This window comes from Psychrobacter proteolyticus, from assembly GCF_003350005.1.
In the GTDB taxonomy this organism is placed as follows: Bacteria; Pseudomonadota; Gammaproteobacteria; order Pseudomonadales; family Moraxellaceae; genus Psychrobacter; species Psychrobacter proteolyticus.
The window spans coordinates 139,324-153,161 of the sequence record NZ_QLKS01000003.1 but is presented as its reverse complement, the minus strand read 5'-3'; the positions used below and the strand labels follow the sequence as shown (position 1 = coordinate 153,161).

The 13,838-nt window shown below is 42.8% G+C and carries 9 protein-coding genes; 5 read left to right on the top strand and 4 right to left on the bottom strand.

Annotation, left to right across the window (positions count from 1 at the left end; all coding sequences use genetic code 11):
- Positions 1-138: 138 nt before the first annotated feature.
- Together copM and DXK30_RS07795 are read right to left on the bottom strand one after the other, a co-directional pair.
- Positions 139-996 carry a CopM family metallochaperone gene (gene copM / locus DXK30_RS07800; protein WP_114701229.1) on the bottom strand — a complete coding sequence of 286 codons (858 nt, stop codon included), beginning with the start codon at positions 994-996 and terminating at the stop codon, positions 139-141.
- A gap of 197 nt (positions 997-1,193) precedes the next feature.
- Positions 1,194-1,808 carry a pseudouridine synthase gene (locus DXK30_RS07795; protein ID WP_114701228.1) on the bottom strand — a complete coding sequence of 205 codons (615 nt, stop codon included), beginning with the start codon at positions 1,806-1,808 and terminating at the stop codon, positions 1,194-1,196.
- Positions 1,809-2,246: 438 nt separating this feature from the next.
- On the opposite strand from DXK30_RS07795, the gene icd reads away from it, so the two are divergent.
- Positions 2,247-3,506, top strand: coding sequence for an NADP-dependent isocitrate dehydrogenase (gene icd / locus DXK30_RS07790; RefSeq protein WP_114701227.1), 1,260 nt, complete (start codon positions 2,247-2,249; stop codon positions 3,504-3,506).
- Between the two features lie 235 nt (positions 3,507-3,741).
- Here the strand turns inward: icd and DXK30_RS07785 are convergent, their stop codons facing one another.
- On the bottom strand, positions 3,742-5,961 hold the full coding sequence (locus tag DXK30_RS07785) for an NADP-dependent isocitrate dehydrogenase (RefSeq protein WP_114701226.1): 2,220 nt from the start codon (positions 5,959-5,961) through the stop codon (positions 3,742-3,744).
- 607 nt (positions 5,962-6,568) lie between these two features.
- On the opposite strand from DXK30_RS07785, the gene DXK30_RS07780 reads away from it, so the two are divergent.
- From DXK30_RS07780 to DXK30_RS07765, 4 genes are all read left to right on the top strand, one after another.
- Entirely contained in the window at positions 6,569-7,951 is a 1,383-nt protein-coding gene (locus DXK30_RS07780) for a GNAT family N-acetyltransferase (protein ID WP_114701225.1), read from the top strand.
- A 99-nt stretch (positions 7,952-8,050) separates the two neighbouring features.
- Positions 8,051-8,551 carry a chorismate--pyruvate lyase family protein gene (locus tag DXK30_RS07775; protein ID WP_114701224.1) on the top strand — a complete coding sequence of 167 codons (501 nt, stop codon included), beginning with the start codon at positions 8,051-8,053 and terminating at the stop codon, positions 8,549-8,551.
- A gap of 551 nt (positions 8,552-9,102) precedes the next feature.
- Entirely contained in the window at positions 9,103-10,359 is a 1,257-nt protein-coding gene (gene glyA / locus DXK30_RS07770) for a serine hydroxymethyltransferase (protein ID WP_114701223.1), read from the top strand.
- Positions 10,360-10,768: 409 nt separating this feature from the next.
- The gene (locus DXK30_RS07765; protein ID WP_114701222.1) at positions 10,769-12,304 is read left to right on the top strand and encodes an alanine/glycine:cation symporter family protein; all 1,536 of its coding nucleotides are present in this window, start codon (positions 10,769-10,771) and stop codon (positions 12,302-12,304) included.
- A 218-nt stretch (positions 12,305-12,522) separates the two neighbouring features.
- Here DXK30_RS07765 and gltS read toward each other — a convergent pair whose 3' ends face one another.
- On the bottom strand, positions 12,523-13,797 hold the full coding sequence (gene gltS / locus DXK30_RS07760; protein WP_057758303.1) for a sodium/glutamate symporter: 1,275 nt from the start codon (positions 13,795-13,797) through the stop codon (positions 12,523-12,525).
- Positions 13,798-13,838: the final 41 nt, after the last annotated feature.

Below are 13,838 nucleotides of genomic sequence, written 5' to 3'. Positions count from 1 at the left end.
GAAAAACCCTTCCATATAAAAAACCCTCTTCCGAGCAATCATGCTTAGAAGAGGGTTTTTTAATCACTTTTAATATTGTAGATATATCCAAGCAATTTAAATGCTCGATAGGTCAGAGGTTGGCGAGAAGATATACGTTTACTGCTCTTTAGCTCTGTTATCTAGATTATCTGGGTTATCTGGGTTCTTATTATCGGTAGTTTCGGGCGCTATGTTTTCATCTACAGAGCTACTATCTTCGTTGCTACTTGCAGCCTCAAGCGCAGCAATCCAGTTTTTCATCACATCAATTTCAGTTTGCTGGGTATCAATGACGTCTTGCGCCAACTGACGCATTTCTTCATCTGTCCCATATTCGAGCTGAACTTTTGCCATATCAACAGCGGCAATATGATGCGGTAGCATGCCGCGTGCAAATGCCATATCAGGCACGGGATCAGCCACACCCAAAGTCATTTCGCCATGCATGTTTTCCATGCTTTTAGCGTATGCTTGCTGCATCGCCACAGTATTTGGCTTAGGTTTGGCAGCATCAGGGTGGCTAGCTAGCCATTTGTTTAAGACATCGATCTCAGCTTGCTGTGCCGTAATGACATCTTGAGCAAGTTGGCGCATCGCTTCGTCAGTACCGTACTTGAGCTCTATTTTTGCCATATCTACCGCGCCGCGATGATGTCCCAACATGCCTTTAGCAAAAGCGGTATCAGGATCGTTATACCCCATACCAATCATCATCTCATCATGCATTCTAGTCATCGATCTCGTATAGTCTCTTAGCATATCTGTCATCTGAGACTCATCGGTGACGCTTTCGCTGTCTGTTAATGCCTCGTCGCCAATACTGTCATGCTCGGCATGTGTCACGTCATTCACTGGAGGAGTGCTTTCTTCTACAGGCATTGATTGATTGTTCTCTGCTGCTGGCTGACACGCACTCAATAAAAGCGCAGCAGAAATACTGGTGGCCAGCAAAGCAAAACGATGAGAAGCAATCATGACATATCCCTATTACAAAATTAGATGATAAATGGACGAGACCCACTTTATATAACTAATGGCTGCACACAGCCAATTGAGTTCTGAATCTTAGCAGATAAATCTTACCCATTCGAGACGCTATGTTTAATAGCTCGTAATATATTTAATTTATATGAGAATTATATACTTGCAGCTAAGCGTTTGTCCGGTACAAACTAATTGCTAATACCTAGCTGACGACAGTGTTCGCTAGTTAGATGAACGCGTACAAACTCTCCAACAGCTAACTCACCTAGCTCAAACCCTGCAACCGACCAACGTATCAAACGCAGACAAGGCAGACCGACATGCGCTGTCATACGTCTAACTTGGCGATTTTTACCTTCATAGATAGTTAGCATTAGCCATGAGTCCGGTACACTTTTACGCTCACGTATTGGCGGATTGCGCTGCCAGAGTACCATCGGTAGCTCATCTTCACTGACGTGTTTGACCTCAGCAGGTAGCGTTTTACCATCTTTTAAAACTACGCCACGTTTGAGCTTATTGAGTTGCTCAGTAGTAGGCGTTCCTTCTACTTGTACTAAATAAGTTTTACCTTGCTTGCGCCCTGCATTGGCTTTTGGCGGATGAGTAATTGCTTTATTAACGCGACCATCATCAGTCAAAATCAGCAAGCCCTCCGAAGTAGCATCTAGCCTACCAGCAACTCGCAAGGCCTTATCGGTAAAGTATTGCGATAGGGTAGTGTGGTCGTTGTTACTATCATCTCTAAACTGACTTTGCACGCCGTAAGGCTTGTTGAATAAAATGAGACTAGAAGTAGACATAAAAAGGTGTTTCCTAGTTTTTGATGGACAATGAATCATTGTAGCGTATGTTTTCTGATGTAGAGCTAGTATTAAGAGACAAGACTAAAGGCGATATATTTAATGTGCTGTATGCTACATGACCTGCTACAAAAGTAGGACAGCGCTTATATAAATTTGCTGTTATTCTAAATCCGCATTCTAATAGTGGTATTTATATTTTTAATAGAGAGATATCTACTATCTGCAAGCGACAATCATTGTTTGGGTCTTTACTTTAATTTTTTTAGCTTAAAGCTACTTTAAACATTGTTCAAATCAATGACGCAAGTGTCGTACTCATCAAAGTTTTGCTTAGCCGATAAGCGCTCAGAGCGTTACAACTATAATAAAACGGTTAGCATAACAAAGTGTCTAGTTCGCTTGCGACGTCCAACATACAACCAAGGAGTATCATCGATGTCATATGATAAGGTTATCGTGCCAAGAGACGGCGAAAAAGTAACCGTAAACGCAGATCTCACATTAAATGTTCCTAACCATCCGATTATTCCGTTTGTGGAAGGTGATGGAATCGGTGTAGATATCACGCCTGTCATGATAAAAGTAGTCAATGCTGCGGTTGATAAAGCGTATCACGGCAAGAAGTCTATCATTTGGATGGAGACGTATCTTGGTGAAAAAGCAGCGAAAGTATATGACGGCGACTATTTGCCAAGCGAGACGCTAGAGATTCTAAAAGACTATGTCATTAGTATCAAGGGTCCATTGACCACACCAGTGGGTGGTGGCTTTAGCTCGTTAAACGTCGCGGTGCGCCAAAACCTTGACCTATACGTCTGTCAACGTCCCGTTCGCTGGTTTGAGGGCGTACCAAGCCCAGTACAGCATCCAGAGCTGACGGATATGGTTATCTTTCGTGAAAACACAGAAGATATCTACACGGGTATCGAGTGGAAAGCGGGCAGTGATGATGCCAAAAAAGTTATTAACTTCTTAAGAGATGAGATGGGTGTGACCAGTATTCGATTCCCTGAAGACTGCGGCATCGGTATCAAGCCTGTCTCAAAAGAAGGCTCACAGCGCTTAGTACGCAAAGCGATTCAGCATGCTATCGATAATGATTTGCCAAATGTGACCCTAGTGCATAAAGGCAATATCATGAAGTTCACTGAAGGCGCATTTAAGGACTGGGGTTATGAGCTAGCGGCAGAGCGTTTTGGTGCAGAGCCATTAGATGGCGGTCCATGGATGACCATGAAAAATCCAAGAACAGGTAACGATATTATTATTAAAGACGTCATCGCTGATGCGTTTTTGCAGCAGATTTTGATGCGTCCAGCAGATTATTCTGTAGTAGCAACGCTTAATCTAAACGGTGACTATATCTCTGATGCCTTGGCGGCTGAAGTAGGCGGTATTGGTATTGCACCTGGTGCAAACAAAGGTGGCGCGATTGCTGTTTATGAAGCGACGCATGGTACTGCGCCCAAGTACGCTGGTCAGAATAAAGTAAATCCAGGCTCATTGATATTGTCTGCTGAGATGATGCTTCGTGATATGGGCTGGACGGAAGCAGCTGATCTTGTTATCAGTGGTATCCAAGGGGCGATTGCCAATAAAACAGTCACCTATGATTTTGAGCGTCTGATGCCAGATGCTACCTTAATGAGTACTTCGGAGTTTGGTAAGGCGATTATTAAGCATATGGAAGCCTAAGACTACTTAAACTCTAAGCATTCTATTTTATTACTATGTATTAAAAGCCGCCTATATAAATAGGTGGCTTTTTTTATTTCACTCTTTATAGAGTTTTTAGAAAGTACAAAAAAACACCCCAACGTTCGAAGACGGTTGAGGTGTTCTTTTACTAAAGCTTAAACTTGCTTAATCGCTTCTGGGTATAAAAACCAAAAGCGATTAGGCTTAATGGTTTAAGAGCAATCGCTTAAAATTATAGCGATGCCAATGTCTCGTTAAACAAAGCGCTTGGACGCATTGCTTTCTTAGCCAATGCTTCATCAGCATAGTAGTAGCCTTTGATATCTACTGGCTTGCCTTGAGCTTGGTTAAGTTCTTTAACGATGGCTTCTTCGTTCTCTTTTAGCTTTTGCGCAAATGGTGTAAATTGCGCTTTTAGCTCGCTATCTTTATCTTGCGCTGCAAGCTCTTCTGCCCAGTACATCGCTAGATAGAAGTGGCTACCACGGTTGTCCAACTCGCCAGTTTTGCGTGATGGTGACTTATCGTTTAGTAGCAGTTTTTCTGTTGCTGTATCTAGCGTGTCCGCCAAGATTTGAGCTTTAGCATTGTTGTCGTTGTTTGCTAGATGCTCCAAAGATACCGTCAAGGCCAAGAACTCACCAAGTGAATCCCAACGTAGATGGTTTTCTTCTGTCAGCTGCTCAACGTGCTTCGGTGCAGAACCACCAGCACCAGTTTCAAACAAACCGCCGCCTTTCATTAATGGTACAACTGATAGCATCTTGGCACTGGTACCTAGCTCTAGGATAGGGAACAAGTCAGTTAGGTAATCGCGTAAGATGTTACCGGTCGCAGAGATAGTATCTAGACCACGAGCCACACGCTCTAGGGTATAACGCATCGCACGAACCTGAGACATAATCTCGATGTGTAAGCCAGTAGTATCATGATCTTTTAGATACGTTCTAACTTTTTTGATTAGCTCGTTCTCATGTGGGCGGTATGGGTCTAACCAGAAGATAACAGGCGTATCTGATTCACGAGCACGGCGTACGGCAAGTTTTACCCAGTCTTGGATAGGCTCATCTTTGACCTGACACATGCGCCAGATATCACCTTTCTCAACGCGTTTTTCGAGCAACACTTCATCAGTATCAACATCGACGATACGTGCAATACCAGTATCGCTAGACTCAAAAGTCTTGTCATGCGAGCCATATTCTTCAGCCTTTTGAGCCATTAGGCCAACGTTAGGAACGGTGCCCATCGTTTTTGGATCAAAGTTACCATGCCATTTGCAGAAGTTGATCATTTCTTGGTAAATACGGGCAAAGGTAGACTCTGGCATGACTGCTTTACAGTCATACATTTTGCCATCAGCGCCCCACATTTTACCGCCTGAACGAATCATCGCTGGCATAGAAGCATCAACGATTACATCACTTGGAGAATGGAAGTTGGTGATGCCTTTTGAAGAGTCAACCATCGCCAGACGTGGGCGATGCTCTTGACACGCATGTAAATCACGCTCAATTTCTTCACGTTTTGAAGCTGGTAGCGTTGAAATCTTGTCGTATAGATCTGCCATACCGTTGTTGACGTTAATACCTAGCTCATCAAAGAAAGCGCCATGTTTTTCAAAGGCTTCTTTGTAATAGATTCTAACTGCATGACCAAAGACGATAGGATGTGAGACCTTCATCATGGTTGCTTTTACGTGTAGTGAGAACAAGATACCAGCTTCGCGGCAATCTTCCATTTCACGCTCATAAAACTCTAACAATGCTTTTTTGCTCATGACCATCAGGTCGATGACTTCTTTATCAAGCAAAGCAATTTTAGGCTTTAATACTTTTTGAGTACCGTCATCAAGTAACAACTCCATACGTACCGTACGAGCTTTATCTAATGTCATAGATTGCTCGCCATCGTAGAAGTCGCCGCCATGCATGTGTGATACGTGCGTGCTTGACCATTGCTTCCACTCACCCATAGAGTGTGGATGCTTGCGTGCATAGTTTTTAACTGCTTTAGGAGCGCGGCGATCTGAGTTACCTTCACGCAGTACTGGGTTCACTGAACTGCCTAAGCTTTTGCCATAGCGCTTGCGTAGCTCTTTTTCTTCGTCAGTTTGTGGATCTTCTGGGAAGTTAGGGATGGCATAGCCTTTGCTCTGTAACTCTTTGATAGCGGCTTTTAACTGCTGTACAGAAGCACTGATGTTTGGCAGTTTGATGATGTTGGTATTTGGATCTTGAGTCAGACGACCTAGCTCAGCTAAGTTGTCCGGAACACGTTGTTCTTCGGTCAAGTATTCAGGGAATTCTGCCAATATACGCGCTGCAACAGAGATGTCGCTGGTTTCAACTTCAACGCCTGCTGTTTTTGTGAATGCTTCGACAATAGGTAAGAACGACAGAGTCGCCAGCGCTGGGGCTTCGTCAGTTTTTGTATAAATAATTTTTGACATTTTAGTTAGATCTTCCTTTAGGCTGTAGTTAATAATAAAGCTCAAATATAGTGTTGAATATGCGTCAATGATACTATGCAATAATCCATGATATGGTTAGAACAAGTACTTCATATGTAGCTTCTTAGAAATTTTTAAGACAAGTCAGGCATTTTCTTTTAATAATATTCATGAAAAAAGCATTTAAAGGCAACACGTTAACGGTCAGTGCAAAATTGCCTAAAAGTGAATCACTGACGCTACATTATAATCAATCCACTATAAATCCGATAGGATGTCAATCGTATACCATGAACTAAGTATACTGTTTTAGCTCGTATCCTATGGTTTCGAATTATACTAAGCTAATAACAACCTTATTCTACCAGTCATCGGCTTCGATATCATCTTTTCCATACAACTCCTGTTTTTTCATGACGTTTTATATTGATCTTACTGCCCATGAGCGCAGTCGTACAAACCACCCGCGTTATTGTTGGTGGTTTTTTATTAGGTGCGGATAAGTTTTTGCAAATTGTGACAGCAATGACGTAAAAATTTGCTAGTCTAGGTCATCAATAGATTGGTTATCGATAAATATATCGCGATTATAATAGTGACGGTGAATATGAGTTTAGAGTATGCGCTGATTAATGATACCAGCTGGCAGAGCCAAACAGAGTGGCAGACGCCAGATACCCCTTTTATGTCATTTGCTTTTTGGCAAGCGCTGACTGATACCGGAGCAATTGGTGAGCAGGCAGGGTGGCTACCGATATTTATTTTGGTACATCGTGTCACAGGCGCTACTAATAGTGCCGATAGTGAAGAGAGCACCGATACCTTAGTAGATAGCGCGGCAGAAAATACATTGCAGCCTGTGGCCGTCATGCCAGTATTTATAAAAGGTCATCATCGCGGTGAGTTTGTATTTGATCATGCATGGGCTGAAGCTTATGCACGCTATGGTGTTGATTATTATCCGCGATTGGTCACTAGCGCACCGTATACACCGATTACTGGTCAAAGGGTTTGGTTGGCAAAAGGTGAAACCTTGAATGAAGATATCCTCAGAACAGCCATCGCAGGTATCGATGATATCGCTCAACAAGTGGGCGCCTCCAGCTGGCATGGACTGTTTGTGACACCTGAGCTTGCCTCTATCGCCACCACATCTATGCCAACTGAAATTGATGTAGAGCATGCGATAGCGGCTCAAGAAAGCGGCGTAGAATCAGCTGCTATTGAGCTACCGATATTTGAGCGTCAAGGTTGCCAGTTCTTATGGCAAAACAAAGACTTGCTTAATGACAGTAAGCCATTTGCAGATTTTGATGCTTTTTTGATGACTTTAAAAGCCAAAAAGCGTAAAACCATTCGGGCTGAGCGCCGTAAAGTTGCCGAGCAAGGCATTAGCTGCCAGCGAAAGTGCGGTAATGCTATTAGCGACGCTGATTGGAAAGCTTTTTATCACTGTTATGTGATGACCTATGCAGTACGCGGGCAACAACCTTATTTGACGATAGATTTTTTTATGGCATTGGCAGCGAGCATGCCTGAGCATATAATGCTTGCGCAAGCACTCGACGCCAGTGGTGAGATTATCGCGAGTAGTTTGTTCTTGTATGACAGACCTGATAGCGACAATATTGATGGTGACAAGGCTGATAGCGATAATAATGCCACCTTATATGGTCGTTACTGGGGTGCGCTAGGTGAATATGACAGCTTGCATTTTGAGCTGTGCTATTACCAAGGTATTGAGTTTGCTATTGAGCAAGGGTTGATATCTTTTGATCCAGGGACGCAAGGCGAGCACAAGCTGGTACGTGGCTTTATTCCAACCACGACACATTCTATCCACCGTATCTATGATCCGCGTTTTGTACCAGCGATTGGCGATTTTTGTGCTAGAGATCGGATGCATATGGCGCAGTATCGTCAGCAGGCCTTTGAAGCTCTGCCTTTTAATGCAGACAATATGCCTGAATTTGATGGTAGTGACTCATAGCACTAATTCATAACAGCAATCAGCTGTGACTCACTCTGCTTCTATTTGCAAGCACCTTTTAACTGTTAAACACTCTTTAAAAAATACTAGCCATAAACTATGACCAGCAATTCTTTTAGTTCTACCAATGATCTACCTCCTACTGAACTCTTACCTTGGCTAAATGCTGAAGGTTCTCTCACTGCTATATTAGAAGAGAAGGCAGGGCAGCCGCTGCGCGTAAAACGCAGCTTTGAAGGCTATCGTTCGCTGACTTTAGGTCAAAAAAAGCAGCTGGGTGTACGAGGCATGATGCTAAATCGTCCAATGCTAGCATGGATGCGGGAAGTGCAGCTATATGGCAATGATGAAATGCCATGGGTGCAAGCACAGAGTATCTTTCCTTTAAACAGTTTAAAAGGTCAGTCGCGTCGTCTTCAGCATTTGAAGAACACACCTATTGGCTACGTTTTATTTAAGCGTCGCCGTACCTTGCCAAATGAGCGTTTTATCAGTCATACGAATGACGGTTGGCAACGACAGACGCGTTATGACTGGCATGGTCGTAAGATAATGATCAGTGAAACGTTCCTACCTGTGTTTTTAACTAGCGACCTATAAAAATATTACTAGGTTAACCTCGCTTAAGGTATTTGATATACATCTACACTCGGCTGCCTTGTACTACTTTTAAATTGAATCGATTATATCTAGCCACACTTAAAAATATTTTATGCTTGAATTAACATAAGAAGGCATATTGGCGAAAACATTCAGCGGGTAAATCCTTTATTTTATTGGCTATTTATCTGTGTTATATAGTCATTTAATTCCCTCATCCTAAGGTGAGGTTTTTTTGCGCTCACAGCACAAATTTTCATGTTACACTTAATCTTTCGCGATGATATCGATGCAAATGTACATCGATTTTATTGACGAATCAGTCAAGTTAATAACAGGTCAGTCGCCTGTATTTATTCTTATTTCAATCTTTGCTAATAGACTCCATTCACAATAATGGTCATACCATAAAACAGACTGCAGAAGAACAGCGTGCAGAGGTATTAATAGTACTTCAGCGACGTTGACGCCGTAGTTGTTTTATTGTGGGCAGGCTATAAGCTTCTTTTCAATGACGTTTTTTAATGACAGTCACTACTTAGGACATCACTATGTTTAAAGATATTTCTATCAAAGATTTTGATCCAGTACTTGCTGAAGCGATGGCCGCAGAAAGCGTTCGTCAAGAAAACCACATCGAGCTTATCGCCTCTGAAAACTACTGCTCACAAGCAGTGATGGAAGCACAAGGTACTGACCTTACCAATAAATACGCAGAAGGTTATCCTGGCAAGCGTTATTATGGTGGTTGTGAGCATGTAGATGTAGTTGAGCAATTGGCTATTGACCGCGCTAAAGAGTTGTTCGGTGCAGAGTATGTGAACGTTCAGCCGCATTCTGGTAGCCAAGCAAACTCAGCCGTATTTTTAGCATTGTTAGAGGCAAATGACACTGTACTAGGCATGAGCTTAGACGCTGGTGGTCACTTGACGCACGGCGCCCATATCAACTTCTCAGGTCTGAACTACAATGCCGTACAGTACGGATTGGTAGATGGCACTGGCCTTATTGATTATGATCAAGTAGAGAGCTTGGCGCGTGAGCATAAGCCAAAAATGATCATCGCGGGTTTCTCAGCATACTCACAAGTAGTTGATTGGCAGCGTTTCCGTGACATCGCGGACGAAGTAGGCGCGTCTCTATTGGTCGATATGGCTCACGTTGCAGGCCTAGTTGCTGGTGGTGTTTATCCAAACCCAGTACCATTCGCTGATGTAGTAACTACTACCACGCACAAAACTCTACGTGGCCCACGCTCAGGTATGATTTTGGCACGTGATGAAGTACTGGCTAAAAAGCTAAACTCAGCTGTATTCCCAGGCAACCAAGGTGGCCCGTTGATGCATGTTATCGCTGCAAAAGCGGTTTGCTTTAAAGAAGCGTTAGAAGATAACTTCAAAACGTATCAGCAGCAAGTAGTGAAAAACGCGCAAGCAATGGCAAAAGTAGTTCAAGAGCGCGGCTATGAAGTCATCTCTGGTGGTACTGAAAACCATCTAATGCTGATCAGTCTCGTTAAGCAAGAAATGACGGGTAAAGAAGCGGACAAATGGCTTGGTGAAGCACACATCACTGTCAACAAGAACGCTGTACCAAACGATCCAAAATCACCATTCGTGACTTCTGGTATTCGTATCGGTACACCAGCCATTACTACTCGCGGCTTCAACGAAGCACAAGCGGGCGAGTTGGCAGGTTGGATCTGTGACGTACTAGACAGCCGTGGTGACGAAGCGGTCGCTACTGAAGTGCGCGCTAAAGTAGAAGCTATCTGTGCAGAATTACCAGTCTATGCTAAAAATCAGTAAACTTTAGAATGGTAATAAAAAAAACCGCTAAGCTTTTGCTTAGCGGTTTTTTTGTTATTGCTCTCTATAAATATTAGAGCATTTAACGCAAACCTATGTTGATATTGCCATTTAGCCCTTTTAATTATATTTAAGTCTGTTATTTAACCTGAAAATTACTACCAACATTTTTCGATAAATGTAGTGAGCTTGATTGAGTTTCGCTATTAATTTTAAGGAGCTAAGTTGATGTTTAATTAAGAAAAATATGTAAATTTTTTTGTTTATATAAAAGTATTAGTATATAGTCAATATGGAACATTCAGTAATAATACTAATACAAATTATAATAAATAGTTACACTTTGTATTAGTATCGCTGTAATTGATTAAATAATTATATAAATGTTATTTTCACTAAAAGGATTTACATGAAAAAACAATCTTTAGTCGCAACGATGCTATTACTCAGCACGACTCTTGCGCAAGCAGCAGAACAATCAGGTTTAGCAGCATTTGGAGCAGGTCTCGATGGCTTTATGGCCAATATATTTGGCTGGTTCGTCGACCTTATTTTCTTTTCAGTACCTCTTGGGGATGTCAGCTTCCCGCTCATTGTAGGTTGGTTATTAGTTGCCACACTCATCTTCACCTTTTACTTTGGATTTATTCAGTTTCGCCAAATAGGCTTGTCTCTAGATATTGTCAGAGGCAAATATACCGATCCCAATCCCGCCAACAAAGAAGAAGGCGAGGTCAGCCATTTTCAAGCTTTAGCTACTGCTTTATCAGGTACCGTTGGTCTTGGTAATATCGCAGGCGTTGGTGCAGCACTTGCTATTGGTGGACCTGGCGCTACCTTTTGGATGATTATGGTCGGCCTATTCGGTATGGCGACTAAGTTTGTAGAATGTACGCTAGGTGTCAAATATCGTACGGTACTACCATCTGGTGTCGTATCAGGTGGCCCTATGTACTACCTAAGCCGAGGTATGGCTGAACGTGGTATGGGTGGATTAGGTAAGTTTCTGGCTGTTGGTTTTGCACTTATGTGTATATTGGCGACCTTTGGTGCTGGTAACATGTTTCAGGGTAACCAGGCCTTCGCAGTCATGAGCTCTACTTTTAGCATTCCAACGGATTACAGTGTATTCTTTGGTATTGGTTTAGCGTTTTTAGTCGGTATGGTTATCATTGGTGGCATGCCGCGCATCGCAACCGTTACCGAAAAAGTCGTACCCTTTATGGCCTTGTTGTACATTACTATGGCGGTAATCGTACTGATTGCTAACTTTAATCATATCGGCGCTGCATTTAGCGAGATTTTCACGGGTGCATTCACTGGTGCTGGTGTGGCTGGTGGTTTCATTGGCGCATTGATTCAAGGTTTGAAACGTGCAACTTTCTCTAACGAAGCCGGTGTTGGTTCAGCCGCTATTGCTCACTCAGCGGTAAAAACCAAAGAGCCTGCTACTGAAGGTCTAGTAGCGCTGTTAGAGCCTTTCATTGATACGGTTGTTATCTGTACGATGACGGCGCTTGTTATTACTATCTCTGGGGTGAACACTGCCGCAAACTTGCAAACCCAAGCGCTTACTGGTGTGGATCTAACCCGTGCGGCCTTTATGGAAACGGCGCCTATTTTCCAGTATTTCTTAGCTGTCGCGGTATTGTTGTTTGCTTTTTCAACGATGATTTCATGGTCATATTATGGTCTAAAAGCTTGGACTTACCTCTTCGGTGAAGGTAAAGGCGGCGAGATGATATACAAACTTATCTTCTTAATCTTCGTTGTTATCGGTACCATCGTACAGTTTAGCTTTGTTATCGACTTCTCAGATGCAGCTCTGTTCGCTATGGCAATCTTTAACATCATCGGTCTATACTTCTTGATGCCAGTTGTGAAAAGAGAGGTTAATTCTTTCATAGCTCGTGTGAAAAGTGGTGAAGTTAAAAAGTATAAATAATGGATGTGATTGAACATTCTATTATAACTTGATAATTAAAAAAGCCCGCCAAGATGATTCTTGGCGGGCTTTTCGATGGCTGGTATTTTCTAGATAGCTATTAAACTTTAGGTAGAAGCGATCTGTAAAGAGTTGCCTGTTTATACAAAAAAACCGCTTAGCTTTTGTTAGGTGGTTTTTTTTCGTTGGATCAAGTTTTACTCTGTGACCGCATCAGCCTACATAAACGGCAACTTGGTAAATATCTGCAAGATCGTGGCATTGACGATATCAACAAAGAACGCACCAACCATTGGCACAATCAGGAATGCTTTAGGTGAAGGTAAATAGCGATCAGTGACTGCCTGCATATTTGCAATTGCAGTCGGTGTCGCACCCATACCAAAACCACAATGCCCCGCTGATAATACAGCCGCGTCGTAGTCTTTACCCATAATTTTAAAGGTAATGAGGTAAACGTAGATAATCATAATGATGGTCTGTACAACCAATATGACTAGTACAGGGCCTGCCAAATCGGTCAATTGCCAAAGTTTTAAAGACAACAATGCCATCGCTAAAAATAGGCTTAAAGAAGCATTACCAAGTACATCAATTGAGCGGTCAAACATATCAAAATTGAAGACCATCGTTAGTACATTGCGAATGATGACGCCGCCTGCCAGTGCCCAGACGAACGTCGGCAACTCAAACCAGGTGCCTTCAGCAACTATGGCCATTACATCAGCAAAAGCCAAAGCACCTGCGAATAGTGCCAAGGTTTCGATAGTAGAGGACGCTGTGATAAAGCGCATGCTATCAGGTCTTTCAAAGATATCTTTATTACTACCTGCAGACTCTTCATCGTGTTTGGTGCTATATAACGACTGTGCACCAGCAACTTTTTCGATATCGCTAGGATCAGGGTTAGCTGGCGTTGGTTTTAGTCCAAGTCGATTAATCAAGCGACGGGCAACAGGACCGCCAACGATACCACCCGCGACCAAACCATAAGTAGCAACCGCAATACCAAGCGTCGTCGCACCGACTACACCGTAGTCTTGTTCTAACGTGATTCCCCAAGCGCCTGCTGTACCATGACCACCAGTTAGAGCGATAGACCCTGTCACTAGACCGAGCAAAGGATCAAGTCCTAACGCACTTGCCATGGCCACACCAACGACGTCCTGCAGTACAATAAACACTGAAACAACGATAGTAAAAATTAGTAATGGTGTGCCGCCTGCTTTTAGCCTACTAAAATCAGCGCTCAGACCGATGGACGCAAAGAACATCAACATAGTGGCGGTCTGTAGTCCTTGATGAAAGTTAAAACTATATCCCCAAACCATATTGAGAGCATAGACAACAATCGCCGCGACCAGACCACCAGCAACCGGTTCTGGAATATTAAAGTCTTCTAAAAACTTGACTCGTCGCACCAAAAACCGCCCAAGCAGCAGCACTAAGGTGGCCAATATCAGGGTGTAATAACCGTTTAAGGTAATCTCCATAGGTTAATCCTTTCTATAAAATAAATTAACCTGAATTCGGG

Excerpts from the sequence above, each read along its gene's own strand:
- copM (WP_114701229.1), bottom strand. The coding sequence starts at position 996 with ATGATTGCTTCTCATCGTTTTGCTTTGCTGGCCACCAGTATTTCTGCT.
- DXK30_RS07795 (WP_114701228.1), bottom strand. The coding sequence starts at position 1,808 with ATGTCTACTTCTAGTCTCATTTTATTCAACAAGCCTTACGGCGTGCAA.
- icd (WP_114701227.1), top strand. The coding sequence starts at position 2,247 with ATGTCATATGATAAGGTTATCGTGCCAAGAGACGGCGAAAAAGTAACC.
- DXK30_RS07785 (WP_114701226.1), bottom strand. The coding sequence starts at position 5,961 with ATGTCAAAAATTATTTATACAAAAACTGACGAAGCCCCAGCGCTGGCG.
- DXK30_RS07780 (WP_114701225.1), top strand. The coding sequence starts at position 6,569 with ATGAGTTTAGAGTATGCGCTGATTAATGATACCAGCTGGCAGAGCCAA.
- DXK30_RS07775 (WP_114701224.1), top strand. The coding sequence starts at position 8,051 with ATGACCAGCAATTCTTTTAGTTCTACCAATGATCTACCTCCTACTGAA.
- glyA (WP_114701223.1), top strand. The coding sequence starts at position 9,103 with ATGTTTAAAGATATTTCTATCAAAGATTTTGATCCAGTACTTGCTGAA.
- DXK30_RS07765 (WP_114701222.1), top strand. The coding sequence starts at position 10,769 with ATGAAAAAACAATCTTTAGTCGCAACGATGCTATTACTCAGCACGACT.
- gltS (WP_057758303.1), bottom strand. The coding sequence starts at position 13,797 with ATGGAGATTACCTTAAACGGTTATTACACCCTGATATTGGCCACCTTA.